At 71.3% G+C, this 25347-nt stretch carries 17 protein-coding genes; 2 read left to right on the top strand and 15 right to left on the bottom strand.

From position 1 onward, the window contains the following. Nucleotides 1-97: 97 nt before the first annotated feature. The 5 genes from STRVI_RS15490 to STRVI_RS15470 all read right to left on the bottom strand — a co-directional run bounded on the left by STRVI_RS15490 (nucleotide 98) and on the right by STRVI_RS15470 (nucleotide 6916). Nucleotides 98-1258, bottom strand: coding sequence for a glutathione-independent formaldehyde dehydrogenase (locus STRVI_RS15490; protein WP_014056596.1), 1161 nt, complete (start codon nucleotides 1256-1258; stop codon nucleotides 98-100). Nucleotides 1259-1346: 88 nt separating this feature from the next. After that, complete coding sequence (locus STRVI_RS15485) at nucleotides 1347-3773, bottom strand: SpoIIE family protein phosphatase (protein WP_014056595.1); 2427 nt, start codon at nucleotides 3771-3773, stop codon at nucleotides 1347-1349. 19 nt (nucleotides 3774-3792) lie between these two features. Beyond that, nucleotides 3793-4995 carry a PP2C family protein-serine/threonine phosphatase gene (locus STRVI_RS15480; protein WP_014056594.1) on the bottom strand — a complete coding sequence of 401 codons (1203 nt, stop codon included), beginning with the start codon at nucleotides 4993-4995 and terminating at the stop codon, nucleotides 3793-3795. Between the two features lie 108 nt (nucleotides 4996-5103). Continuing rightward, nucleotides 5104-5853: an SDR family oxidoreductase gene (locus tag STRVI_RS15475; protein WP_014056593.1), complete on the bottom strand. Its 750-nt coding sequence runs from the start codon at nucleotides 5851-5853 to the stop codon at nucleotides 5104-5106. Nucleotides 5854-6010: 157 nt separating this feature from the next. Continuing rightward, nucleotides 6011-6916: an AraC family transcriptional regulator gene (locus STRVI_RS15470; protein ID WP_014056592.1), complete on the bottom strand. Its 906-nt coding sequence runs from the start codon at nucleotides 6914-6916 to the stop codon at nucleotides 6011-6013. A gap of 142 nt (nucleotides 6917-7058) precedes the next feature. Here STRVI_RS15470 and STRVI_RS15465 point away from each other — a divergent pair, with 142 nt between their 5' ends. Beyond that, nucleotides 7059-7376, top strand: coding sequence for a putative quinol monooxygenase (locus STRVI_RS15465; protein WP_014056591.1), 318 nt, complete (start codon nucleotides 7059-7061; stop codon nucleotides 7374-7376). A 98-nt stretch (nucleotides 7377-7474) separates the two neighbouring features. Then, the gene (locus STRVI_RS15460) at nucleotides 7475-8443 is read left to right on the top strand and encodes an alpha/beta hydrolase (protein WP_014056590.1); all 969 of its coding nucleotides are present in this window, start codon (nucleotides 7475-7477) and stop codon (nucleotides 8441-8443) included. 125 nt (nucleotides 8444-8568) lie between these two features. On the opposite strand, the gene STRVI_RS55530 is transcribed toward STRVI_RS15460, so the two are convergent. The 10 genes from STRVI_RS55530 to STRVI_RS15410 form a co-directional block, all read right to left on the bottom strand. Beyond that, on the bottom strand, nucleotides 8569-10584 hold the full coding sequence (locus STRVI_RS55530) for a heparinase II/III domain-containing protein (protein ID WP_014056589.1): 2016 nt from the start codon (nucleotides 10582-10584) through the stop codon (nucleotides 8569-8571). Nucleotides 10585-10740: 156 nt separating this feature from the next. Next, the gene (locus STRVI_RS54280; RefSeq protein WP_251982627.1) at nucleotides 10741-10914 is read right to left on the bottom strand and encodes a hypothetical protein; all 174 of its coding nucleotides are present in this window, start codon (nucleotides 10912-10914) and stop codon (nucleotides 10741-10743) included. Between the two features lie 208 nt (nucleotides 10915-11122). Further along, nucleotides 11123-12271: an ROK family protein gene (locus STRVI_RS15445; RefSeq protein ID WP_050993953.1), complete on the bottom strand. Its 1149-nt coding sequence runs from the start codon at nucleotides 12269-12271 to the stop codon at nucleotides 11123-11125. Between the two features lie 53 nt (nucleotides 12272-12324). Then, nucleotides 12325-15438, bottom strand: coding sequence for an alpha-mannosidase (locus STRVI_RS15440; protein WP_014056587.1), 3114 nt, complete (start codon nucleotides 15436-15438; stop codon nucleotides 12325-12327). Beyond that, nucleotides 15431-17461, bottom strand: a complete 2031-nt coding sequence (locus STRVI_RS15435) for a DUF2264 domain-containing protein (RefSeq protein WP_050993673.1) — start codon at nucleotides 17459-17461, stop codon at nucleotides 15431-15433. Before STRVI_RS15435 ends, STRVI_RS15440 begins: the two co-directional genes overlap by 8 nt. Beyond that, complete coding sequence (locus tag STRVI_RS15430; RefSeq protein WP_014056585.1) at nucleotides 17443-19071, bottom strand: substrate-binding domain-containing protein; 1629 nt, start codon at nucleotides 19069-19071, stop codon at nucleotides 17443-17445. The genes STRVI_RS15435 and STRVI_RS15430 overlap by 19 nt, the downstream gene beginning before the upstream one ends. Nucleotides 19072-19073: 2 nt before the next feature. Further along, complete coding sequence (locus tag STRVI_RS15425; RefSeq protein ID WP_014056584.1) at nucleotides 19074-20018, bottom strand: carbohydrate ABC transporter permease; 945 nt, start codon at nucleotides 20016-20018, stop codon at nucleotides 19074-19076. Continuing rightward, the gene (locus STRVI_RS15420) at nucleotides 20015-20992 is read right to left on the bottom strand and encodes an ABC transporter permease (RefSeq protein WP_014056583.1); all 978 of its coding nucleotides are present in this window, start codon (nucleotides 20990-20992) and stop codon (nucleotides 20015-20017) included. Before STRVI_RS15420 ends, STRVI_RS15425 begins: the two co-directional genes overlap by 4 nt. A 131-nt stretch (nucleotides 20993-21123) precedes the next feature. Next, nucleotides 21124-22140, bottom strand: coding sequence for a hydroxyacid dehydrogenase (locus tag STRVI_RS15415; RefSeq protein WP_014056582.1), 1017 nt, complete (start codon nucleotides 22138-22140; stop codon nucleotides 21124-21126). Between the two features lie 15 nt (nucleotides 22141-22155). Next, the gene (locus STRVI_RS15410; protein ID WP_014056581.1) at nucleotides 22156-25179 is read right to left on the bottom strand and encodes an alpha-mannosidase; all 3024 of its coding nucleotides are present in this window, start codon (nucleotides 25177-25179) and stop codon (nucleotides 22156-22158) included. Nucleotides 25180-25347 lie beyond the last annotated feature (168 nt).

Below are 25347 nucleotides of genomic sequence, written 5' to 3'. Positions count from 1 at the left end.
CCTCTACCACAAAGGGTGACAAACCGGGCCATGAACGGTCCAGCGATCCGGGGACGAATATCCACCCCCCGAATGCACCCACAGGACAGGGCATCCGTCAGCGCGAGCCGTCCGGGTGCAGGACGACCTTGGTCCAGCCCTCGTCGCGGCGGTCGAAGTGCTCATAGCCGCTCGGGGCCTCGTCCAGCCCGAGCTCATGGGAGACGACCCAGCTCGGCTCGGCCTTGCCCCCGGCGATCAGATCGCGCAGCATCCGGTTGTACCGCTTCACCGGCGCCTGGCCGGTGCCGATCCGCTGGCCCTTGAACCACAGCTTGCCGAAGTCGATCGGCACCTTGCCCTGGGCCTCGAGTTCACCCTGGACGTCCTTCCCGCCCGGGTCCTCGGGGACGAACACGCCCACGACGCCGATCGCGCCGGTGAACCGCACACAGTCGATCAGGCCGTTCATGGTCATGGAGGCGTCCTCGCGGCCTTGCGGGTCATGGGCCTGGTAGCCCACGCACTCACAGCCGTTGTCGGCGCCGAGCCCCAGGGTGGCCGACTTGACGACGTCGGACGGGTCCTGCTCGCGGATGTCGATCGGGATGGCCCCGATCTCCTCGGCCTTTCGCAGCCGGTCGCTGTGGAAGTCCACCGACCACACCCGGCCGGCGCCCCTGAGCACCGCCGAATAGGCCGCCATCAGCCCGACCGGGCCCGCGCCGAAGATCACGGTCTGGTCCCCGGGCTTGACGCCGGCCATCTCGGTGGCGTGGTAGCCGGTGGGAAAGATGTCGGCCAGCATCACATAGTCCAGCTGGCGCTCCTCGGCGTCCTCACCGAGCCGCAGCGCGTTGAAGTCGCCGTACGGCACCCGCAGATACTCGGCCTGGCCGCCCTGGTACGGCCCCATGTCCGCGAAGCCGTACGCGGCTCCGGCCGCAGAGGGTTCCGGCTGCATGGTCAGGCAGTAGTTGGTCAGCCCGCGTTCGCACTGTTTGCAGAAGCCGCAGGCGATGTTGAACGGCAGTACCACGTACTGACCGACCTTGACCTTCCGGACCGCCGAGCCGACCTCGACGACCTTCCCCAGATTCTCGTGCCCCAGGGTGCGGCCCGGTTCGAACGAGGTGCGCCCTTCGTACATATGGAGATCGGAGCCGCAGATGTTGGTGGTGGTGATCTGCACGATGATGTCGCAGGGATGCTCGATCTTCGCGTCCGGCACATCCTTGACCGTCACCGTCCGCGGTCCCTCGTATACAGCTGCTTTCATGGTCGCTCCTCGAATCGGAGGCTCCCCCTCCATTCGCTACGGTCTCACTCGTAACACCCGCCCGCGACCGGGGAGTTATTGGCCCAGTTCAGTGCGGGGAGAGGTCCTGCTCGACCCAGATCGTCTTGCCGTCCGCGCCCTGCCGGGTGCCCCAGCGCGTCGCCAGCTGGGCCACCAGCATCAGACCGCGGCCGCCCTCGTCGAAGACCCGGGCCCGCCGCAGATGGGGCGCCGTGTTGCTGGTGTCGGAGACCTCGCAGATGAGGCGGCCGCGGTCGCGGATCAGCCGCAGCCGGATGGGCGGGCGACCGTAGCGGATCGCGTTGGTGACCAGCTCGCTGACGATCAGCTCGGTGGTGAAGAGCGTCTCCTCAAGACCCCAGGCCAGCAGTTGCCCGGTGGCGTTCCGGCGGGCCTCGGCGACGGCGGCCGCGTCCGCGGGGATGTCCCAGGTGGCGACCCGGTCGGCGGGGAGCGCCCGGGTGCGGGCGAGGAGCAGGACGATGTCGTCGTCGGGACGGACCGGGAGCAGGGCCCGCAGGACGTCGTCGCAGAGCGCCTCCAGGGAGGGGGCGGGCCGGCTCAGGACCTCGCGCAGAGTCTCCAGCCCCTCGCCGATCTCGCGGTCGCGGCCGACGATCAGGCCGTTGGTGTACAGGGCGAGCAGACTGCCCTCGGGCAGCTCCGTCTCCATGACCTCGAACGGCAGCCCGCCCAGCCCCAGCGGCGGACCGGTGGGCAGGCCGAGAAGATCGGCGGTGCCCTCCGGGCCGACCACCAGCGGTGCGGGATGGCCCGCCGCGGCGATGGCGCAGTGACGGGAGACCGGGTCGTAGACCGCGTACAGACAGGTGGCGCCGACGGCCCCGCCAATCTCGGGGTTCTCGTCCGAGGACAGCCGGTTGACCAGATCGTCGAGGTGGGCCAGCAGCTCACCGGGGGGCAGATCGATATCGGCCAGGGTGCGCACGGCGGTGCGCAGCCGCCCCATGGTGGCGGCAGCCTGGATGCCGCGGCCCACGACATCGCCGACCACCACGGCGGCGCGGGCGCTGGACAGCGGAATCGCGTCGAACCAGTCGCCGCCCACTCCGGCCCAGGCGCCCGAGGGCAGATAGCGCGAGGCGATCTCCAGCGCCGTCAGGTCGGGCAACCCCTGCGGCAGCAGGCTGCGCTGCAGGGTCTCGGCCGTCATGCGTTCCCGCAAATAGCGGCGGGCGTTGTCGACACAGACGGCCGCCCGGGCGGTGAGCTCCTCGGCCAGCATCGTGTCGTCCTCGGTGAAGGGCGCCGGTGTGCGGTGGCGGGCGAAGAAAGCCGCACCGAGGGTGACCCCACGGGCGCGCATCGGCGCCACGATCACCGAATGCATCCCGTGCTCGCGGATCCGGGCGGCCCGGGCGGGGTCCGTGGCCTCCCAGCCCGCCAGCAGGGACTCCGTCACCTGGTGCCGCGCGGCCCGGCCCTCGATCAGGCACGCCGCCGTGGGGGAGTGCCGGGGATGCGTGGCCAGGCCTCCAACGTCGACCAGCGCCTCCGGGGTGCCCTCGAGGACGGACCGGTGGGCCGCGCGCCGCAGGGTGATGGGCTCGCGCAGCGGCCCCGCCGGGGGCTCGTCGCCCCGGTGGAGGAAGGTGAGCAGATCGATACTGGCGAAGTCGGCGAACCCGGGGACCGCCACCTTGACCAGTTCCTGGGCGATCCGGTCCAGGTCCAGGGTGCTGTCCAGCCGTGCCCCCGCCTCGCTGAGCAGCAGCAGCCGCTGCCTGGCCTCCTGCGCGGCGGTGGTGTCGCGCGCCGCGAAGCACACGCCCTGGCGCCCGCCGGTCCGGTCGACCAGCGGGGCCAGGGAGACCGACCAGGCGTGCGCATGGCTCTTGCCAGGCCCCCGCAGGTTCGTCTCCAGCTCGAGCCGTTCGCCACTCTCCAGCACTCGCCGCATGGCCCGCTCGACCCGTTCAATCTCCCCGTGGCGGATCAGCTCCGTCAGCCGCAGCCCGCGCATCTGGTCCTCGCTGCGGGTAGTGGCGGCCTCCATGTCGGCGTTCGCCGACACCAGGCGCAGCTCCGTGTCGAAGACCGCCAGGACGCACGGACACTGGGCGAACGCGCGGTCCGCCGGTGCGCCCGGCTCCCGGGAGAGCGGCTCCCGGGGCGCGGCGGAGACCAGCAGCCAGCCCGCGGATCCGCCGTCCACCGGGCCGCGGTGCGCCAGCAGCTCGACCTCCACCCGGCGCCCGTCCCGGTGGCACAGCGCGACCCGTCCGCTCCACCGGGGCTCGTCCGCCAGGCACGGCCCGGGGCCCTCGCCGGCGGGCCCGGCGGTCCGCTCCGCGCGCAGCTCGCCCGCCGACCGCCCTACGACGTCCTCGGCGCGATAGCCCAGCAGCCGCCGGGCACCCTCGCTCCACCCGGTCACCACGCCGTGGCCGTCGACCGTGGCCGTGGCCAGGCCGGGGGCGCCGGGCGGAGTGTCCGGCCGGACGCGGCGGGCGGCGGGGTCGGGGGGCGTCATCGGATATCGTCCCGACGGCTCAGGGATCCGGCGGCAGCCACTCGATCATCAAAATCGTGGCGTCGTCGCTGAGCTCACTGTGCCGGTGATCGAGGATGGCGTGGATGAGCAGCCGGAGCACCTCGGGGGCGTTCTCCCCGGCGGCCGTCGAGCGGATGATGTGGTCGGCGAAGCGCTCCAGGCCGAACTGCTCACCGCCCTCGTCCCGCGACTCCACAACCCCGTCCGTGTACAGCAGGAGGCGGTCACCGGCCTCCAGGGCCGTCTCATGGACCTGCCGGGGAGCGTCCGACAGCTGCGCGAGCAGCCCCAGCGGGGGCTCGGAGGTCCGCTCCAGCTCCTTGTCCAGCAGCCGCCGGCGGCGGATGACCAGCGGGGTCGGGTGGCCGCAGTTGGACCAGCGCAGCGCCCCGCTCGGCATGTGCAACTGGAGGAAGACGCCCGTACAGAACTGGTCCGGAAGCCATTTGGCCAGCGCCTCGTCCACGGTGGTGACCAGCTCCGCCAGATCGGCGCCGGTGCGCCGGGCGTTGCGGCTGCCCGCCATCGCCACGGAGGTGGTCAGCCCGGAGGCCAGATCGTGGCCCATGGCGTCGAGGATCGTGGCGTGCAGGACGTCCTCGGTGAACGAATGGTCGAAGGCATCGCCCCCCAGCTCGTACGCGGGCTCCACGACGGCCGTCGAGACCACCCGGCCGGTGCCGATCGAACGCGGCGGGAGGAAGGCCCGCACCATCTCGGTGGGCAGCTCCATGGACCGGGTCCTGATGCGCTGCGCGAAGGTATCGATATACGTCCGTTTGGACGTGATGACCAGGGCCAGGAGCGAGGCCAGCGTCCGGCAGCGCCAGAGCGTGAGCCCGTCCAGGGATTCCATCCGCAACTGCAGCACCCCCAGCCGCTCCGCGCCGTTCATCAGCGGCAGCCAGACGGACAAGCCGCCCGCGTCCTCGTCCTCGATCTGCGCCGAATCGGTGCGGAAGGCGAATCCGGCCAGGGAGTCGTCGATGTCCAGACGCGGTACGTCCTCGTCGAGCGGCATCAGCAGCCGCTGCTCGAGGTCGACCAGGTAGATCACCGCGCGGCCGATGCCCATGGCCTCGGTGTAGCGGTCCAGGGCCACCGGGAGCTCCATCGGTGATGCCTCGTGGGTGGCCCGGAGCAGCTCGTCCAGCGACTGCTCAGCGGCCTCGGCCGAGGTCGACACACTCGCGTCCACCATGCGGTCCACCTTACGGCGGCGGGCCGCCCGGCGCCCTCGGGACGGCGGCGGGCTCGCGCACGGCCGCCTCCGGCTTCGGCGCCCCCGCCGACGTCGCCCGCTGGTTGATCACTTCGCCTGGGCGAGCCGGACCGCGTCGGGACCGGCCGGGAACCGGAGCTGGCCGGTCGTGTCGTGTACGGCTCGCCACACCGTCTCGGCGACATCGCTCTCCTTGGTGAACAGGTCCTGGCTCGTGAAGTCGCCCATGGCCTTCTTCACCCACGGTGCGTAGGGCGCCGGGACCAGCGCGTCCAGCGACCCGCCGTTCGTCGCCCTGTCCGCGAAGTTCGTCGCCAGGCAGGCGCCCGGCTCGACCGTCTTCGCCTGCACACCGAAGGGCTCGAGCTCGAGCGCGAGAGATGAGGTGAACCCCTCAATGGCCATCTTGCTCGCCTTGTAGACGGCCGAGAGCGGCATGTGGCCCAGCACCACGCTGGAGGTCACGTTGACCACCACGCCACAGCCGCGCTCGCGGAACTGGGGCAGCACCGCCTGCGTCGTCGCCATCACGCCGAACGTGTTGGTCTCGAAAACTTCCCGCACTCGGGCCATGGGGGTGCCCTCGAACACACTGATCGACGGGACGCCCGCGTTGTTGACCAACACGTCGATGGGCCCCGCTTCCTCCAACGCGGCGGTGATGGTCCCGGGCTTGGTCACGTCGAGCTCGACGACGCGCAGCCGGTCCGACTCGGGCAGGACGCCTGCCCGCGGGGTGCGCATCGTGGCGATGACGTTCCACCCCTGGGCGTGGAAATAGAGGGCGGTCTCGCGCCCGTATCCGGAGGAGGTGCCGGTGATCAGAACTGTCTTCATGCTGTGTCCCTTGCGATGTGGTGGGATCCGCGGAGGGACAGGCATTTTTCTGCTCCGCGGGAGAACTGCTGATCCCATTGAATCGCTCTGACCTGCGGTAATAGTAGAACTATTCTCCCTTCCCCTTGCACGATCCTCCTCCGTGGTCCAGCCCTGCTCAGGGCAGGAAGCCCACGGGGGCGCGTACGGTGTTCCGCAGGCGGGCCGCGTCCCGGCTCGGGGGTGCGCCGAACTGGCGGCGGTACTCGCGGCTGAACTGCGAGGGGTTGTCGTACCCGACGTGGTGGCCGACCCCGGTGACGTCGCCCGGGTGGGTGGCGAGCAGCAGCCGGGCCTCCTGGAGCCGGATCTGCTTCTGGAACTGGATGGGGCTCATCGCGGTCACCGCCTGGAAGTTGCGGTAGAAGGCGGAGACGCTCATGCCGGACAGGCGTGCCACGTCCTCGACCCGGAAGGGCTCCGCGTAGTGCTCGCGGATCCAGCGCACGGCCCGGGAGATATGGCTGAGGCCGCTGTCGGCGAGGCCGAGCTGGCGCACCGTCGCACCCTGCTCGCTGGTGATCAGGCGCCACAGGATCTCGCGCTTGACCAGCGGGGCCAGTACGACGCGGTCGCGGGGCTCGTCCAGCAGGCGCAGCAGCCGGACCACCGCGTCGAGCAGTGCGGGCGGGGCATCGCTGACAGCGATGCCCGACGGCGCGCCTGCGCCGGCGCGGGGGGTGTCCGCGGGACCGGCCTGCAACAGCAGTTCGGCGACGGCGGACGGTTCCAACGTGAGGCCGAAGCCGAGGGCCGGCTGCTCCGGTTGGGCCTGGGTGAACTGTCCGGTGACGGGCAAGTCGACGGATGCGACCAGGTACTGCCCGGCGCCGTACTCGTAGACCCTCTCACCCAGCGCGAGTCGTTTGGCGCCCTGGGCAATGACCGCCAGCACCGTGCCGGACATGGAGGGCGCCAGCGGGTCCGCCCGGTCGACTCTCGAGATCAGGACGCCGTCGATGGCAGTGGTCCAGTCGGGCCGGGCATGCCGGGCCAGCAGGGTGCGGAGCTCTTCGAGGAACATGCGTCCAGTTCAGCACCATTCCGCAGCGCAGCTCCCAAGCCCGCGAGGATCGTGCAAGTACAAGCGCGCATCGTTCTACGTTCCCGCAGGCCAGGCGCATTGAATGGAGTCACCTCACTCCATCACCAAGAAGAAGGCAGCCATGATCGTCACATACGGCTTCAACGCCGTCCTGACCGCCAAGCCCCACATGGGGGACCGGCTGGTCGACCTGCTGCTGACCGGCCTGAACGAGGGCAGCCCCGGCGCGAGCGAGCACTGCGTCGTCTACCTGGTTTCCCGCTCCGCGTCGGAGCCCGACGTCGTCCACATCACCGAGGGCTGGACCAGCGAGGAGGACCACCACCGGATCTTCGCCGACAAGGCCGCCCAGGCCATCGTGGCGCAGATCGACGGGCTGCTGGCCAAGGAATCCGAGTACACCGACTACGTCCCGGTCCGCGGCAAGGCCGCCTTCTGACCCCCGGACCGCTCCCCCGGCCTGCCGCCTCGATGCCCACCGAGGCGGCCCCCACCCTCTCCGACCGTCCCGCGCCACCCCACGAAAGGCCAACGACCATGACCACGGCACGACCCGCCCTGGACCCCGAACTGCGTGAGCTCCTGGCCGACATGCCACTGATGTCCCGGCTCAGCCCGGAAGTACTCGCGCAACTGCGCCAACTCCCCTCGACGCCCATCGAGTCCCTGCTCGCGCACCGGCAGGTCGACCGGCGCGAGATCACCGTGCCCGTCAAGGACGGTGCCCCGGTCCCCCTGTCGGTCTTCAGCCCCGCGAACACCGATCGCACCACTGCCGCACCCTGCGTCTACTGGATGCACGGCGGCGGAATGGTCATGGGCGACCGCTACTCGCAGATCGACATCCCGCTGGAGTGGCTCGACGAGTTCGGCGCGGTCGTGGTCTCCGTGGACTACCGACTCGCCCCCGAGGCCACCGGCACCGCCCTCGTCGAGGACTGCTACCAGGGACTGCGCTGGATCGCCGAACACTCCGAAGAACTGGGCATCGACCCCGTCCGGATCGTCGTCGCCGGCGCCAGCGCGGGCGGCGGCCTCGCGGCCGGCGTCACCCTGCTGGCCCGCGACCTCGGCACCCCGGCGATCGCCGCCCAGATGCTGATCTGCCCCATGCTCGACCACCGCAACACCAGCACCTCCAGCCGCCAGTACTCCGGCGGACCCGGTGTCTGGACCCGCGAGATGAACGAGTTCGGATGGCGCGCCGTCCTCGGTGACCTCACCGACGACGAGGTGTCCGAGTACGTCTCACCCGCACTGGCCGCCAACCTCTCCAGCCTGCCGACCACCTTCATCGACACCGGCTCCGCCGAAGTCTTCCGCGACGAGGACACCGACTACGCCACCCGCATCTGGACGGCCGGCGGCCAGGCCGAACTCCACGTCTGGGCGGGCGGCTTCCACGGGTTCGACGCCCTGTACCCGCAGGCACACATCTCGGCCACAGCCCGCCGAACCCGAACCGACTGGCTCGCCCGAGTCCTGTCCCCGAACCGCGCCGCATAACGCCGACCTGGCGCGGTCGGGCGCCACAGCCGCCGTCACGCAGCACCACCGACTCGGCCGGAATCTCCCCCGAGGCCCTCCACGCCGGAGGAGATCAGCAGGACATCGAGGGTGTTGTCACTGGCCTACAGCGATCTGGTTGACGAGGCGCTGGAGGAAACGTCCAACGCAAGCTCACCCTCCGCCGCAGGGTCGAGATCGCCGCGTGGGCGTGGAGGACGGGAATCCGGCCGCACCGTCAGCGTGTGCTCACCCTCGGTCGCGGGCCGGCGGGCGGTGAGGACGAGCCGGTGGATCGCCGAGCCCCACACGCGGGTAAAGGCCGGGTCGGTGAGCGGGATCGTCTCCACTGAGGCGGTGAACGCCCCGGCGTTCCAGCCCAGGATCAGCCCACGCCCGGCCGACGGGCTGACGACGGCCCGGCCGCCCCCGTCCGCGAGGGCCACATCCCCGCCGGCCAGGAGGTGCAGCGCCAGTGAGCCCGGCGGGGCGGAGCAGCCCCAGGCGTCGCCGATCTCTATGCGCTCGTCGTCGTCCGCGTCGCGTACGAGCCGGAACGTACGCTGCCAGCGAGTCAGCCCTGCTTCAGGCGGATAGGCCGCGGCCAGGTCACACCTCAGCTCGTCAGTGGTGCCGTCGCAGCAGTGGGCGACCGCGGCCGCCCGGAAGCCCGGCCCCGGCGGCTGGCCGAGGCCGTTGACCATCGGCACGTTGTGATACTCGCTGGTCATCGACCAGATTCCGTAACGCTCCGGGCTGAACGTCTCCTTGCGGTACGTGCCGACCCCGGCGTCGATCAGCAGCGGCCGGGCGTCGAGGGCCACGATGAAGGTGCCGACATCGTTGTGGTTGTGGCTCTCGTCGTTGTGGCCGCCCTTCGCCGCGAGCAGCAGCCCGCGCTCCGTGCCCGCCGCGGCGCGGGTGACCAGGACCTGGGTGTCGGGCAGCCAGCTTCGTACGGGCAGTGGGAAGGGGGCGGGCCCGGCCGCCTGCCAGTCGGCGTCGAAGAGGGCATCCGAGATTCGGCGCAGGTCGAACGGCCCGCCGGTCTCCGGGGTCGCGGCATCGGCGCCGCCGCGCAGCGCCCGGGCGTGTGCGGACACCTCCGGCTGATCGGTGCGGCGGCCGTACCGGTGCAGCACCGCCGGCCCCATCTCGCGCGGACGCGCCGGCCCGTCCGCGAAGTTGACCGCCCAGCCGTCGCCGATCCAGGTGGCCAGGGGATAGCGCGCGATGGCGCGTATCAGCGGATGGTCGAAGACCCCCGCGTCGGTGCCGAGCAGCGAGGTGAGGGTCTCCAGGCACTCGAAGAGGCTGGCCCCGGCGCGCCACCAGTAGTGCGGCCCTTCGTCGCAGCCGCCGTCTTCCGGGTGCGCCGCCAGGTAGTTCTCCAGGCCCTGGACGATGCGGGAGACCAATGTGCCACGGACCTCGTCGGACTCCTCTGTCAGCGCGGTGGCCAGCAGCAGCTCGGAGTGGATCCAGGGATTCCAGTTGTTCAGCTTGGCGGTCGAACCGTCATACCAGCCCCAGTCGTCGCGTTGCAGATACGGCTGCAGCACCCGGGTGGAGACCTCCCGGCGCAGCCGTCGGCGCACCAGCGGGTCGATCCGGTCCAGCTCCTCGCCGACGATCGCGTCGGTGAGCGCCAGGAGCACGGCCGTCATCGAGGCGCCGAGGTCCAGGGTGGGGCACTCCGGGTCCGGCAACAGGCCGCGTTCGCGGCCGTGGGAGCCGAGGACCCGGAAGTCGTGCGCCGGGAGCACCCAACTGGTCTCCTCGCACAGCGCCCAGACGCCGTCCATCACTTCGTCCAGGAATTCCGCGGATGAGGGACTTATGGCGGCGGCCAGCACCGCCCACCCGAGCCGTTCTCGCCGCGCGGCGGCCGGCGCCTGGTGATCCCAGCGGTCGCCGTCGCGCGCGAAGCGGGCGAACAGCGAGGCGGGCAGGGACGGCCACGGCTCTTCGAGCGTCGAGGCGGCCGCCTGCAGCACGCGGTCACGGGTGTCGTTGCCGATGCCCTCCCACGCGCCCCGGTCCGCCGCAAGCGGTACGGGACTCCACTCGCCGATCCGCGGCATACGGGCGGCGACCAGCGAGGACGGGAACAGCTCTGTCAGACGGGGATAGCCGGGCATGGCGTAGGGCTCCAGGGGGTTGGGGACTTGGGACGGACAGGAGGCGATGGGCCGGGGCTACGGCCCGCGGTGCGTGCGCGGCCGCGGCACGAAGGCCATATGGAAGACCCCCGCCCGCCCCGACCGCCGCGGCGGAGGCGCTGAGCGTCGAGTACGTCACCCGCATCGGCGCACCCGGCGGGCCATCGGGAAGCGGTTCACTGCCGCGGAGATCTCCGCCAAGTGCAGCTCGGCGGCCTTCGGCGGCACCGCGGGGCCGCCCACGACCATCAGGTCGGTGTCGTACGGATCGGTCCTCGCGACCGCGCCACGCGCCAGAACCTGCGCCACGTGCCGGATCGCATCGACCGCCCGGGGACGTTCCCGGCGGCCGCCGCGCACACCGTGCCGTACCGCAGCGCGCCGTCCGGAGCGGTCATGCCCGCGGCCGCGGCCCACACGACGACGGCGGACATCGGCGCGCGCTCGGGCACCACACGCGGGCCGCCCGCGGGCGTCATATGGCCGAGAGCGTGGCGCCCGGGCGCTTTCGGGCGCTTCAGACCAGCAGCAGCGACCTGGGCTGAGCGGACAGGGTGCGGTCCAGGACCAGGGCGGCTGCGCCGATTGCCGCCACGTTTTCGCCCAGGGTGGTCGACGTGACCGTCGTCGGGTGGGTCGGTCTGACGAATGGGCTCCGCGCCACCATCGACTCGATCGTGGTCAGGAGGCGATCGGACAGAAGCTGCCACACCGGACCGCCGAACACGACCGTGTCCACGTCCAGGAGCGTCGCCGCCGCGCAGACGCCGCGGCCGATGCGGATGGCCAGGCGCTCGATGATGCCGTCCGCCGGTACGTCCCCGGCCGCGGCCGGCGCCGCCAGGCGTTCCAGGCCGCGCTGGGCGTCGGCCGGGTCGAGGCAGGTGTACTCGGTGCCGAGCACGCCCAGGGCGATGGCCTCGTCGACGAGCGTACGGGCCGAGAAGGACGCGCCGAGGCCGCCGACCTCGCCCGCGTTGCCCGACACGCCACGCAGTACCGTGTCCTCCACCGCCAGGCCCATGCCGGAGCCGGTGCCGAGGTAGAAGAAGAGCAGGTTGCGGCTGTCCGTGGCCGCGCCTGCCCAGCGCTCGGCCACCACCGCCGCCGTCACGTCCTTGTCGAGCAGCGCCGGGAAGCCGGTGGCTTCGCTCAGGCGATCGCGCAGCGGGTAGCGGCCCCAGCCCGGCAGCTCCGGCGGGTCCACCACCCAGCCCGCTTCCGCGTCGATGGGGCCGGGAGCGGCGATGCCCAGGCCCAGTACCCGGGCGTCGTCGATGCCGGACTCGGCCACCAGCGCCGACACCGATGCCGCCATGTCGGCGGTGGTCCGGTCGGTGTCGCCGCCGCTCGGCGTCTGCCGGCTGCGCCGGGCGACGACGGTGCCGGCCAGGTCCACCAGGACCGTGGTGATCACGGCGGGGTCGAGGTGAATGCCCACGGCGTAGCGCGAGCTCGGCACGACCTCCAGCAGCGTGCGGGGCTTGCCGCTGCCGGTGTGCTGTTTGCCCGACTCACGCGCCACACCCTGGTCGAGCAACCGGCGCGTGATGTTCGAGACGGTCTGTGCCGACAGGCCAGTGGCCTGGGCGAGTTCCACCCGGCTGAGGCCGTCCGCGTGCCGGCGGATGGCGTCCAGGATCACGGACTCGTTGAAGTCCGCCATCCGCGGCAGGTTGGTGCCGCGCCTGATGGCCGGCTTTTCGGGCTTCACGGTCGTCAACGTACCTCCCCCTGGCTCGGGGGCATCGTAGGCCGCAGCCGCAGCGTACGGATCTGGAATGGGCGGAACTCCAGGACCACGGTCCCGTCCTCGGACGCGGCCGGCCGCGCGCCCGGCTGCTCCAGCAGATCGCAGTCGTACGCGGCGGCGAGCTCGAAGCCCGCCGTGAGCCGCGCCGCCCGCACCGCCCCGCCGCACGCCTCGTACAGCCGCACCACGACGTCGCCGCCCCGGTCGTCGGCGAGCTTCACCGACTCCACCACGACGTCGCTGGTGTCGACGGACACCAGGGCGGCGGCCGACGCCGGGGCCGGGCGCAGCGGCAGGTTCAGGGCGTAACCCCCCGCGATGGCCTCCTCGATGCCGGCTCCGGCCACCAGCGCGTAGCTGAAGCTGTGCCGCCCGCGGTCGGCCTGCGGGTCGGGACTGTGCGACGAGCGGAGCAGCGAGAGCCGCACCGTGGTCGTGGTGCCGCCGTCCGCGCGGGTGTCGCGGCGGACGTCGTGCCCGTACGTGGAGTCGGTGAGCAGCGCCGCGCCCCAGCGCCGCTCCCCCACGTGCACCCAGCGGTGCGCCCACAGCTCGAAGCGGGCCGCGTCCCAGCTGGTGTTCTCGTGCGTGGGCCGCTGCACATGCCCGAACTGGATCTCGGCGCTTTCGCGCTCCGCGTGCACGTCCAGCGGCCAGGCCGCCTTCAGTACGGTGTCGCGCTCCTGCCAGTCGATGTCGGTGCGGATCGTCACCTGACGGGATTCGGCGGCGAGGTCGAGGTGCTGGACGATCCGGGAGGCGCCGAAGGCGCGCTCCACCCGCACCGAGGCGAGCAGCGGGCCCTCGTCGACAAGCGTCACCGACTCGGCCTCGTCGAGGTCGCGGACGGTGTCGCGGTAGTAGGTGTCGATGTTCCAGGCCGACCACAGGTTGGGGTCGTCGGGGTGTAGCTGGAGGAGGTTGCCGGCGCTGCCCGGGGCGATCGACTCCCGGTCGGCGGCGTGGTGGTGGACCGAGGTGATCAGACCGCGCCGGTCGACCACGACCCGTACCACGCCGTTGTCGAGGACGAAGCCCCCGCCTTCGGAAGCAGCCGTGACCTCCTGCCGCGGCGCGGCCACCGTGCCGCCGGAGGCGAGGGCGTCCACCTCGGCGAGGACGGCGCTGCGCCCGTCCGACAGGCGCTGCGCACCGGGGAGTTCGGCGCCGGACACGACGGCGACCTCGCGGCGCGCGTACGGCCCCGCGTTGAGCAGCGCTCCGGCAGCGCCCGGCAGCCGACCCGCCGCATCCGCGATCAGCGTCTCCAGCTCGTCGCGGATTTCCCCGTACTCCCGCTCGGCCTGCTGGTGCACCCACGCGATGGAGGTGCCCGGCAGGATGTCGTGGAACTGGTTCAGCAGCACCCGCTGCCACAGCGCTTCGAGGCGCTCGTACGGGTACGGCGCGCCCGCCCGTACCGCCGCCGTCGCCGCCCACAGCTCGGCCTCGCGCAGCAGTGCTTCGCTGCGCCGGTTGCCGCGCTTGGTACGGGCCTGGCTGGTGTAGGTGCCGCGGTGGTTCTCCAGGTACAGCTCGCCGCGCCATACCGGAAGCTCGGTGCGCTCGGCACGCGCCGCCGCGAAGAAGGTGTCCGGCGCCTCGATGACGACCTTGGGCGAGCCCTCCAGGTCGCGCAGCCGGCGGGCCTTCTCCAGCATGGAGCGGGAGGGGCCGCCACCGCCGTCGCCGTAGCCGAAGGGGACGAGGGAGCGGGTGGCCACTCCCTTGTCCTCGAAGTTGCGCTCGGCGTGGGCGAGTTCGGCCGCCGTGAGCGACGCGTTGTAGCTGTCGACGGGCGGCAGGTGGGTGAAGATGCGGGTGCCGTCGATGCCTTCCCAGTGGAAGGTGTGGTGCGGCAGCTTGTTCGTTTCGTTCCAGGAGAGCTTCTGGGTCAGGAACCACTCCGCGCCGGCGAGCTTGGCCAACTGCGGGTAGGCGGCGGTGTAGCCGAAGGAGTCCGGCAGCCACACGCCCTTCTGCTCGACACCGAACTCCTCCGCGAAGAAGCGCCGCCCGTACACCAACTGGCGGGCCATGGCCTCGCCGCCGGGGAGGTTGCCGTCGGCCTCGACCCACATACCGCCGACCGGGACCCAGTTGCCTTCCTCGGCCGCCTTCTTCATCCGGGCGAAGATCTCGGGGCGCTGCTCGCGCATCCACGCGTACTGCTGCGCCGAGGAGCAGGCGAAGATCAGCTCGGGGTACTCCTGGGCGAGCGTCGTCATGTTGGTGAAGGTGCGCGCGCATTTGCGTACGGTTTCGCGCACCGGCCACAGCCAGGCCGAGTCGATATGGGCGTGCCCGACGGCGGCGAGGGTGTGCGCGGAGGCGTGCGCCGGCCGGGCGAGCACGTCGGCGAGGCGGTCGCGTGCCGCCGCGGCCGTGCTCGCCACGTCGGCCGGGTCGACGGCGTCGGCGGCACGGCGCAGGGCGTAGCGGATCTCGTGCCGCCGGGCAGAGCCGAGCGGGAGCTCGCGCATCAGCTCGTCGAGGACCTCGATGTCGTGGATGAGGTGCCAGACGTCGTCCTCGCGGACTGCGATCTCGGCCTGCTTGAGGCGGTAGAGATGGTCGGGGCCGGCCGTCGCCCGCGAACCGTAATGGGTGTTGATCCCCGCACTGCCGGTGATGGGCGGATTGGCGGCGAGCTCGATGAGGAGGTCGACGCCGTCGCCGCCGGTGGCGGGGTCGGCGAGGAGCACGCTGCGGTTGTACGGGTGCAGGCCCTGGACCGGCGCGCCGTGGGCGTCGTGGACGAGGCCCTCGGCCTGGCCGCCGGGCCCCTTGGTGAGGTCGAAGTCCAGGTCGAAGACGGCCTCGACTCGGCGGCCGGCCCAGTCGGCGGGGATCTGGGCGCTCGCGCGCATCCAGGTGGTGCACCAGGGCGCGCCCCATGTCGAGCCGAGCTGGAAGGGCTCGTACGCGGCGGTCAACGCGTCGGCCACGGGCACGGGCTCTCCGTCCACGAACCAGGCGCTCAGCGAGAGCGGCCGGGCAGCGCTGTACAGGGCGGGGCGGACGACCCGGTCGAGCAGCTTGCGGATCCGGTCCTCGATGATCCTGCGGTCGTCATGCACGGTGGTAGTCCTTCCAGGGGTCGTACGCGTCGGGATCGGGGGCGGGGAGTCGGATCGTGTCCCGGGTGCCGTCCGTCCAGGTCACGTCGGCGAGCAGGGTGGTGCCGTCGGCACGGGTGGTGACCTGCGGCAGGGCGGCGGGGTCGGTGCCGCCGAGGTGCGTCAGGGCGATGTGGAGGGTGCCGTGGGCTACGGGGCCTTCGGTCTCCACGACGGGGGTGGCAGAGGCGGGGCCGAGGGCGTTGCTGTCGGAGCCCGGGCGCACCGCGCTGTTGGGCAGCCCTTGCGCGCCCACGACGAGGGAGATGAGGCCGTTGGTGCCTTCGACTCGGGCGGGGCCGCCGGCCGGGGATGCGAGGCCGTCTGCGCCGGCGGCCCGGGCGGTGCCGGCGTCCGGTGGCGTGCCGCCCACGGCCAGGGCCCAGCCGCCGACCCGCAGCACATGGCCGGGGCCGGGGTCGCCGTCGACGCGTACGGCGCGGACCTCGACGGAGCCGCGCAGCGCGGAGCCGACGGTGACCCAGGGGCCGAGGGTGTAGTCGGTGTCGGGGCCACCGAACACATCCCATGTCGCGTCGTCGAGCCAGTGCGCGCGCGAGCGCGAGACGGCGGTGGCGCCGTCGACGGAGATACGGGTGGCGGGGCGCCGATGCGAGGCGCGCCCGGCCGCGTCGAGCAGCACGACCGCGTTGTCGAGCGGGTCGGTGTCCGCGCTGCCGCCGGGGACGGTCGGGTCGCCGGGGGTCTCCGGCGCGGTGTGCGTGGAGTAGGCGAAGCGCGCGTAGGACGGGTCGTCGGCGTGCGGACGGGCCGGGTCGGCGTGGTCGCCGCCGTGGTTGACGACGCGTACGACGCCATCGGCGGCGGTGCCGGAGACGAGCCAGCCGGGCGTCGCCAACGCCTGTGCGAAGTCGCCCTCTTCGACGGCGAGCGGCGTCGCCTCCTCCGTCCACACCGGGTGGTCCGGCGGCAGGGCGAGACCGATGAAGCCCTTGCTCGCCCAGTACGGGGAGGCAGGGCCGGAGTAGCTCTGCAGGATGCCGCGGAAGGGCCGGTGCCAGCCGAGCGTGAGCAGCCCCCGCGCATTCAGCGCCCCGTGCCCGTTGAAGTGGTCGAGCATGCGGGTCGCAAGCGACCGGGTCTCCCCCGGCGCCAGCGGTGTGGCGTCGAAGACGGCACCGGTCCACACGGAAGCCAGCGCCGCATGCCGGTACGTGAGCGAGCGGCCCTGGATCAGCGGTGAGCCGTTGGCTCCGACCAGCAGCCGCTGGTCCGCCAGAAACCGTCGCAGCCGCTCCCGGTAGCGGTCCAGCAGCCCGGCGGGCGCCGCATCGCCGAGGATGCGGCAGAACCACAGCGGGTAGAGGTGCATCGCCCACCCGTTGTAGTGGTCGAAGTTGCGGTGTCCGGCGCCGGTCAGCCCGTCGGAGTACCAGCCGTCGCCCGCGTACCAGCCATCGGTCAGCGCGATGGTCCGGTCGAGGTCCTGCCGGCGCCACTCGCCTCCAACGGTCCGGGCGAAGGCTTCGGTGACGCCCTGGAACCAGATCCAGTTGTTCCCCGGCATCAGGTTGCCGACCATCGGCGCCAGCCAGTCCAGCACCCGCTGCCGGACCTTCGCCTCCAGCCGCTCCCAGATCCACGGCCGGGTCTCGTGCAGCGCCAGCGCGATGGACGCCGCCTCGACCTTCGCCTGGTTGCACTCGGCGAAGGCCGGCCAGCGGTCCGGGTTCTTCGGGTCGGTGCCGGCGGCGAGGCCGGCCGCGTACCACCCGGCAAGGTCGTGCGGATCCGCGCCCGCCGCCCCCGCCAGCCGGAATGCGGCCAGCAGGAACGTGCGGGCGAACCCCTCCAGGCCGTCGCTGTGCGCGCCGTTGTGGCTCGGCCTACCAGGCAGGTGGATCAGGTCGTGCCCTTCGGTGGCGTACGGACGGACGGCGAGCAGCATGTCGTCGGCGGTCCGCTCCCAGTTGGCTCGGTCCTCGGCGGGGGTGCGGTGGCGCATCAGTGGCGGATCTCCCATGCCTGCTCGTACTCGGCACGCATCTTGTCGCCCGCCCGCTTCCGCCAGTCCCTCATCGCGGCGTCCCACTCCGCCATGCGGTTGCGGCCGTCCATGATGCCGTAGCGGAGGCTGTCGAGCTGCGTGTTGAACAGCTTGGACAGCTTGGCGTCCGTCGCCGAGTACAGGGCCTCCGCCGGGTTGGGGATCAGCCGCTTGACGGCCTCCTCCTGGAAGGCGTATTGGGTGGGGACGATGTCCGGTTTCTGCGGGTAGTAGAGCGTGAACGGCGCATCCGTGGCGAAGTTCGTCGGCAGATAGGTCTCGGCCGTGCCCTTCGGTGTCAGGATCGGATCCGGCCCCTTGACGGTGTGGTCGGGGCCCCGGACGCCGTACTTGCGCAGCAGATAGCCGTCGGTGCCGAAGGGGGCGGCGAGGGCATTCAGGGCGCGCAGGATCTGCTTGATGCGCGCCTTGGGGGCCTTCCTGATGATGAGCGTGGCGTAGTTGGCCCGGCCCTGCCACTGCCCACCGCGGGTGCTGTCGTCCCACGCCGGCGGCAGCATGTAGCCGACATCCAGGCCTTTGGAGATCGGGCCGTAGGTCGTGTAGTAGTCATTCCACGCCGCGGGCGCGTCCGGGTTCATGGCGATCTGACCGTTTCCGAACCAGTCCTTGAACTTGCCCTTGACGGCGAAGGCGTCCGGGTGCAGTACGCCGGCCTTCTTCAGTTGGTGGACCGCGTCCAGGGCCTGCTTGCACTCCTCCGTCTCGTAGTAGTGGGTGAACCTGCCCTTCTCCGCGCGCCACCAGTTGGGCGCGCCCTGCATCTGCATCACGAGGTTCCACGTGGTGACGGGGTCTCCGAGGGCGTACTGATGGACCTTCGGGTCGGTGATGTCCTTGCAGAGCTGGACGAATTCGCGCCATGTCTTCGGGTTCGGGTCGAGGCCCTTCTTCTTGAACAGGTCGAGCCGGGTGAAGATCGGGCCGCCGGAGACCGGGCGGGGCATCGGGATCGCGTAGATGCCTCCGTTGCGCACGCAAGGGCGCCAGGAGTCGGTGGGGATATTGGCGAGGTACGGGTAGTCGCGGATGTTGTTCCCGGACAGGTGCGGGGTGAGGTCCTCGAAGAGCATGTCCAGCATGTCCGGCGTAGCGGCGCTGTTCTGGTCCGGCGGCAGCATCAGCATCGCGTCCGGCAGATCGCCGCCGGCGAGGACCACCGCGAACTTCTGCGGGTAGTCGTTCACAGGGGTGATCTCGAAGTTGAGGTCGCAGCCGACGTATGTGTTGAGCGCCTGCCACATGGCGTTCCGACCCACTGGCGGCGGCACCGGGTTGAAGATCAGGTTCATGATGTTGATGGCGGCGCCCCTGGCGGGCGGGCCGTCCGGGAACGCCTTGGCGGGCTCGTGCGGGAAGTGTGTGTAGCCGGCGGAGACGCCGTCCTTCGTGGCGGGCATCGAGGTCGGCACGCCCTTGTACTGGATGTACGTGGGTAGCTGCGCGTCCGCGTTGGCCAGCCGGGCCGGCTTGGGCTTGAAGTCGCCGCAGCCAGTGAGGGCGAGGCCGGCGCCGACACCGGCGGTCGCGCCGAGGAAACCGCGGCGGCTGAGTGGTGGCTTCATGTTCATCCCTTCACCGCCCCGACCATGACGCCCTTGTTCATGTGGCGCTGGACGAAGGGGTAGACAAGCACGATCGGCACGATGGACAGCACGAGGATCGCCGCCTGCAGGGAAGGCGTCGGCGGCACCGGCGCTCCGGCGGCGGCGTCGACCTGGCCACCGCTGATCGCGTTGTTGTTGACGACGTAGGAGCGCAGCACGAGCTGCATGGGCCACTTCGACGCGTCGTTCATGAACAGCAGGGCGTTGAAGAAGGCATTCCAGTACGACACGGCGTAGAAGAGGCCGATGACACCGATGGACGCCTTGGAGAGCGGGACCACGATCCGGGTGAGGATGTTCCACTCCGAAGCGCCGTCGATACGGGCGGCGTCGATCAGCTCACGCGGCAGGCTCATGAAGAAGGAGCGCAGCACGATCACGTTGAACGCGTTGATCAGTGTGGGCAGGATCAGCGACCAGTAGCTGTTGATCAGGCCGAGCTGCTTGACCATCAGATAGGTCGGGATGACGCCCGGTACGAACAGCAGGGACATCAGCAGCAGCAGAAGCACCGGCTTGTGCAGGAAGGAGCCGGGCCGGCTCAGCCCGTACGCCAGCATGATGGAGGTGACGAGGCTGAGAGCGGTGCCGACGACGGTGACGCCGACGCTCACCATCATCGCCTTGGACACCAGGCCGCCGGAGAGCAGCGCCGAGTACGAGGCGAAGGTGGGGCTGTGCGGCCAGAGCACGAACCCGCCGGCCTTGGTGACCTGGTGGGAATCGGCGACCGAGGTCGCGACGATCGCGAGGAAGGGCAGCAGGACCAGCAGCACACAGATCAGCAGGAGCAGCGACTTCAGGGCCCGCCACGGCGGGGTGCCGGGCGACTCGCCGGGGACGGCGCTGTAGGACCTGCGCGGTTTGCCGGTGCCAAGGGGGCGGGCGGGAGTCAGCGTGGTCATGAGCGGTAGACACCTTCTTCGCCGAAGAAGTGGGCGGCCTTGTTGGCGCCCAGCACGAGGAGGACACCGACGATGCCCTTGACCAGGCCGACCGCGGCGGCGACGCCCCAGGCCCCGCCGACGATGCCGTTGTTGAAGACATAGGTATCCAGCACCTCGCTGCTGTCCAGGCCGACGGCCTGCTGCTGCAGCAGGATCTGCTCGAAGCCGACGGACAGGGCGTCCCCGAGGCGGAGGATGAGCAGCAGGATCACCAGGCCGCGCAGGGCGGGCAGGGTGACGTGCCAGGTCTGCCGCCAGCGGCTGGCTCCGTCCATCGCGGAGGCCTCATAGAGATCGCTGTCCACACGGGAGAGGGCGGCCAGGAAGAGGATCGTGCCCCAGCCGGCGTCCTTCCAGATCACCTGGGAGGTGAGCAGCCCCTTGAAGAAGTCGGGGTTGCCGATGATGTTCCAGGTGTCCAGGCTGTGGGACTGCAGGAACAGGTTGAGCAGGCCGGTGGCGCCGAGCATCTGCTGGAAGAGCGCGACGATGACCACCCAGGACAGGAAGTGCGGCAGGTACAGCACGTTCTGCACCCACTTCTTGACGCTTTCGCTGACCAGGCTGTTCAGCGCGAGCGCCAGCAGGATCGGCACCGGGAAGACGAACACGACTTGGATGAGCGTGAGTTCCAGGGTGTTGACCAGCGCCTTGAGGAAGGCGTCGTCCCCGTTGAAGATCACGCTGAAGTTGTCGAAGCCGCTCCAGGGGCTGTGCATGATGCCGATGAACGGCTGATAGTCCTGGAACGCGATGATGTTGCCGAGCAGCGGGATGTAGTGGAACAGCAGCATCACGACGAGCCCTGGTATCACGAACCAGAACAGGGCCAAGTCGTGGCGGCCGACCGGGCGCAGCCGACGCGGCCGACGCTTGTCCGCCCTTCTGCCCTCCTCGGCCGGCGGGGCCGCCGGTTGTTGAACCGTTGTCATGAGGTGGAGCCCCTTTCATCAACGAAATGTGGCTTCCGGCCCTCCCCGGCCGGTGGGGTCACGATGTGAATCCAGTGGATATGCTTGTGGTGGGGCAGGCTTCCGCCAGTTCCTGGCCTGAGCCGGACCACTCAGGCCAGGCGCACCAGTGCCTGCTGGGTGACCTCGCCCCGCAGCGGCTCGCCCGCCACCCAGCGGGCGACCTCCGCGACCGCGTACTGCCCGAGCCGCCGCACCTCTGTGCCCTGGGCGCCGGCGATATGCGGAGTGAGCAGCACATTCGGCAGCGAAACCAGCGGGTGCCCCGGCGGCACCGGCTCGGGGTCCGTCACGTCGAGGTACGCATCGAGCCGGCCCGAGGCGCATTCGCGCGTCAGTGCCTCGGTGTCGAGAATCGCGCCCCGTGCCGTATTGATCACCGCGGCCCCGTCGGGGAGCAGCGCCAGCAGCTTCGCGTCCAACAGTCCCGTCGTCTCCGGCAGCAGCGGCGCGTGCACGCTCACCACCGCCGAGCGGCGGCAGAGTTCGGCGAGTTCCACCGGCTCCGCGCCCAGCGACCGCGCCTCCTCGTCCGTGACGTACGGGTCGCTGAGCAGGATCCGGTAGCCCGCGTCGGAGCGCGCCAGTCGGGCGATCACGCCGCGGCCGATGCGGGAGGCGCCGATGATGCCCACCGTCAGGCCGTCGCCGCCCGAGCGGAGCGCGTGGTCCGGCCACCCGACCCCGTATCCCGCCGCCATGGTCAGCGTCCGCCGGGCGGCGAGCGTGATCAGAGCGGCGGTGTACGCGATGACCGGGCCGGCATTGGCATCGGCGGCCGACGAGACCACGATGCCGCGCTCCCACACTGCCTCGCTCACCAGCGACTTGACCGTCCCGGCGGCGTGCAGTACGGCCCGCAGCTTCGGGGCCCGCGCCAGCACCTCGGCCGTCAGCCGCGGGCAGCCCCAACTGCTGACCAGCACCTCCGCCTCGGCAAGCGCCTCGGGGAAGGCGGCGTGCACCTGAGCACCCGAGGGGTCCGTGACCAGCCGGGCCATCTCGGCCAGCTCATCGCGCAGCTCCGTCGGCAGTACGAGACCGGCGACGTCGGGGCTCATCACGCACACCGCCGTGGGGCGGTCCGGGCGTGCCGCTGGGGCAGTCATATCGGTCCGGTCCTCTCAGGCGCGCGGCAGCCGCAGGGTCACCAGCTGGAACGGCCGCAGCGCGAGCGCCACGCCACCGTCGGCCACGGTCGGCCGTTCGGCGCCGGGGAGCGGGCGTTCCAGCAGGTCCGTGAGTACCGCGCGGTCGGCAGCGAAGCCGTCGACGCGGACGGTGGCGCGGGCGCGGGCGCCGTTCGCCTCGTAGAGGCGCACCACCAGGTCGCCGCTGTGATCGTCGGCGAGCTTGACCGCGCTCACCACGACGGCGTCGTTGTCGACCCCGACCAGGGGCGCCACCTCGGCGGCGGTGCCGGTGACGCGACGCTCCGGCAGGTTGGCGCGGTAGCCCTCGCGGACCGCGTCGCCGACCGTGGCGCCGGGGACCAGCGCATGGTGGAAGCGGTGTACGCCCTGGTCCGTCTCCGGATCCGGGTAGCGGGGCGCGCGCAGCAGCGACGCCCGTACAGTGGTGGTGGTCCCCGCGTCGACACCGGTCCGTACCGCGCGGGTCACATCGTGGCCGTACGTGGCGTCGTTGACGATTGCCACGCCCCAGCCCGGCTCGTCGACATGCACAAAGCGGTGGTTGCAGGCCTCGAACTTCGCCCACTCCCAACTGGTGTTCTGGTGGGTGGGCCGGTAGACGTGTCCGTACTGCGTCTCCGAGGCGTACCGGTCGGCCTTCACGTCCAGCGGGAAGGCGAGCTTCAGGAAGCGCTCGGTCTCGTGCCAGTCGACCTCGGTGTCGATGTCGAGCCGCTTGGCGTCCTTCGGTACGGACAGGAGCTGGCTGACGCGGGAGCGGCCGAAGGCGCGCACGATGCGCACCGAGGTGCCCTCGACGCCCAGAGCGGCCACCTCGGTGAGGTCGCTGCCGGTGTTGCGGTAGAAGGCGTCGACGTCCCAGGCGTCCCACTGGTTGGGGAAGTCGGGGTGTAGCTGGAGCAGGTTGGCCGCCTGCCCGGGGGCGATCGCCTCTCGGTCGGCAGCGCGATCGTACGCGGAGACGACCAGGCCGCGGGCGTCGATCTCGACGCGCAGGAGGCCGTTGTCGAGGAGGTAACCGCCGCCGTCGCGCGGGACCGGGACGACGCCGCCCTCGTCAGCCGCGGCCGACGCGCCACCGGCCGGGACACCGCGCCGTGCGTGCGGCGCCGAGTTGAAGACCAGCTCACTGGTGCCCGCACCGGCGAGCGCCCGCTGCGCACCCCCGATGATGCCCTCCAGCTCCTCCGCCACCCGCGCATACGTCTTCCGCGCCTCCCGGTGCACCCAGGCGATCGACGAGCCCGGCAGGATGTCGTGGAACTGGTGCAGCAGCACCGTCTTCCAGATCCGGTCGAGCCCTTCGTACGGATACGGAACTCCCGCCCGTACCGCCGCCGTGGCCGCCCACAGCTCGGCCTCCGTCAGCAGGGACTCGCTGCGCCGGTTGCCGCGCTTGGTCTGCGCCTGGCTGGTGAGGGTGGCGCGGTGCAGCTCCAGGTAGAGCTCGCCCACCCACACCGGCGGGTCGGGGTATTCGGCCTCGGCCTTCTCGAAGAAGTCGGCAGGAGATTCCCACTGGACCGTCGGCGCACCCTCCATGCTGCGCAGCCGCGCCGCCTTCGCGACCATCTCGCGCGTGGTGCCCCCGCCACCGTCGCCGTAGCCGACCGGGGCGAGGGACCGCCTGGCGACCCCCTTCTCCTTGAAGTTGCGGGCAGCGTGCGCGAGCTGGGCGCCCGTCATCTCGCAGTTGTACGAGTCGACCGGCGGGAAGTGGGTGAAGATCCGGGTGCCGTCGATGCCCTCCCAGTGGAAGGTGTGGTGCGGGAAGGGGTTGGTCTTGCTCCAGGAGATCTTCTGAGTGAGGAGGCGGTCGGATCCGGCGGCCTTGATGATCTGCGGCAGGCCGGCCGCGAAGCCGAAGGTGTCGGGGAGCCAGGCCTCGTCGTTCTCGATGCCGAACTCTTCGAGGAAGAAGCGCTTGCCGTGGACGAACTGCCGGGCCATCGCCTCGGAGCCGGGCATGTTGGTGTCGGACTCGACCCACATGCCGCCCGCCGGCACGAAGCGGCCGTCCGCGACCGCCTTCTTGACCCTGGCGTAGACCTCGGGGCGGTGCTCCTTGATCCAGGCGAACTGCTGGGCCTGCGACATGGCGAAGACGAAGTCCGGCTCGTCCTCGAGGAGCTTGGTCATGTTCGAGGCGGTGCGGGCGACCTTGCGGACCGTCTCGCGCAGCGGCCACAGCCAGGCGGAGTCGATGTGGGCGTGGCCGACGGCGCTGATGCGGTGCGCCGCGGGGCTCGCGGGCGCGGCCAGCACCTCGGCGAGCTCGTCCCGCGCGGCCTGAGCGGTGCCGTTCACGTCCTGCAGGTCGATGGCGTCCAGCGCACGGCTGACGGCGCGCAGGAGCTCCCAGCGGCGGGCGCCGTCGACGGGCAGCTCGGCCATCAGCTCGCCGAGCACCTCCAGGTCCATGACCAGGTTCCACACCGTCTCGTCGAAGACGGCCAGCACCATGTCGCCGAGGACGTACTGGGGCGCGTCGCCCGCGGTCGCCTTGTCGCCGAGCCGGGTCGGCCGGAAGGGCACGCCGTCCGCCTCGAGGTCGGGATTGGAGGCGGCCTCGATGCGCCAGTGGATCTGCTCGCCGCCGGCGGCCGGGGCGCCGACGCGGACGTGGTTGTTGCGCGGGTGGAGGCCCTTGACCGGGGTGCCGTCGAGCTCGTGGACGAGGCCCTCGCACTGGAAGCCCGGGGTACGCGGGGTGAAGCCGAGGTCGAGCACGGCCTCGACCGTCCTTCCGGCCCACTCGGCCGGCACCTCGCCGGTCACCTTGAACCAGCTTGTCCCCCACGGCGCGCCCCAGGGGGCGCCGGTGACAATCGGGCGGGTCGGTGCCACCAGCCCCTCGGCCACCGGGACGGGCTCGTCCGCCGTGGACCAGATCTCCACGGTCAGGGGTGTGGTGGCGGGGTGGACGGCGGGACGGACGCGTTCGTTGAGGACGCGTTCCAGGCGGGCTTCGACCAGCTTCCGGTCGTCGTGCATCCAGGGCCTGTCTTTCGGGTCTTGTCGGCGAGTACGGGGTGGTGACGAGCGGGGCGATGACGCGGATGGGGTGTGGCAGGGGACCGTGGTTCGGAGCGTGCGTTCCGGGCGGTGCGGGACCCGGCGAGATCCGGAAGAGACAGGCCCTGGGATCTCCTGGTGGGGCGG

Origin of the sequence: Streptomyces violaceusniger Tu 4113 (assembly GCF_000147815.2) — a bacterium.
In the GTDB taxonomy this organism is placed as follows: domain Bacteria; phylum Actinomycetota; class Actinomycetes; order Streptomycetales; family Streptomycetaceae; genus Streptomyces; species Streptomyces violaceusniger_A.
Note: the sequence above shows the minus strand (reverse complement) of the source record. Positions and strands in the feature narration are given on the sequence as shown.

Bases quoted from the DNA above. Each gene is read 5' to 3' on its own strand.
- STRVI_RS15490 (WP_014056596.1), bottom strand. From the start codon at position 1,258: ATGAAAGCAGCTGTATACGAGGGACCGCGGACGGTGACGGTCAAGGAT.
- STRVI_RS15485 (WP_014056595.1), bottom strand. From the start codon at position 3,773: ATGACGCCCCCCGACCCCGCCGCCCGCCGCGTCCGGCCGGACACTCCG.
- STRVI_RS15480 (WP_014056594.1), bottom strand. From the start codon at position 4,995: ATGGTGGACGCGAGTGTGTCGACCTCGGCCGAGGCCGCTGAGCAGTCG.
- STRVI_RS15475 (WP_014056593.1), bottom strand. From the start codon at position 5,853: ATGAAGACAGTTCTGATCACCGGCACCTCCTCCGGATACGGGCGCGAG.
- STRVI_RS15470 (WP_014056592.1), bottom strand. From the start codon at position 6,916: ATGTTCCTCGAAGAGCTCCGCACCCTGCTGGCCCGGCATGCCCGGCCC.
- STRVI_RS15465 (WP_014056591.1), top strand. From the start codon at position 7,059: ATGATCGTCACATACGGCTTCAACGCCGTCCTGACCGCCAAGCCCCAC.
- STRVI_RS15460 (WP_014056590.1), top strand. From the start codon at position 7,475: ATGACCACGGCACGACCCGCCCTGGACCCCGAACTGCGTGAGCTCCTG.
- STRVI_RS55530 (WP_014056589.1), bottom strand. From the start codon at position 10,584: ATGCCCGGCTATCCCCGTCTGACAGAGCTGTTCCCGTCCTCGCTGGTC.
- STRVI_RS15445 (WP_050993953.1), bottom strand. From the start codon at position 12,271: ATGGCGGACTTCAACGAGTCCGTGATCCTGGACGCCATCCGCCGGCAC.
- STRVI_RS15435 (WP_050993673.1), bottom strand. From the start codon at position 17,461: ATGGGAGATCCGCCACTGATGCGCCACCGCACCCCCGCCGAGGACCGA.
- STRVI_RS15430 (WP_014056585.1), bottom strand. From the start codon at position 19,071: ATGAAGCCACCACTCAGCCGCCGCGGTTTCCTCGGCGCGACCGCCGGT.
- STRVI_RS15425 (WP_014056584.1), bottom strand. From the start codon at position 20,018: ATGACCACGCTGACTCCCGCCCGCCCCCTTGGCACCGGCAAACCGCGC.
- STRVI_RS15420 (WP_014056583.1), bottom strand. From the start codon at position 20,992: ATGACAACGGTTCAACAACCGGCGGCCCCGCCGGCCGAGGAGGGCAGA.
- STRVI_RS15415 (WP_014056582.1), bottom strand. From the start codon at position 22,140: ATGACTGCCCCAGCGGCACGCCCGGACCGCCCCACGGCGGTGTGCGTG.
- STRVI_RS15410 (WP_014056581.1), bottom strand. From the start codon at position 25,179: ATGCACGACGACCGGAAGCTGGTCGAAGCCCGCCTGGAACGCGTCCTC.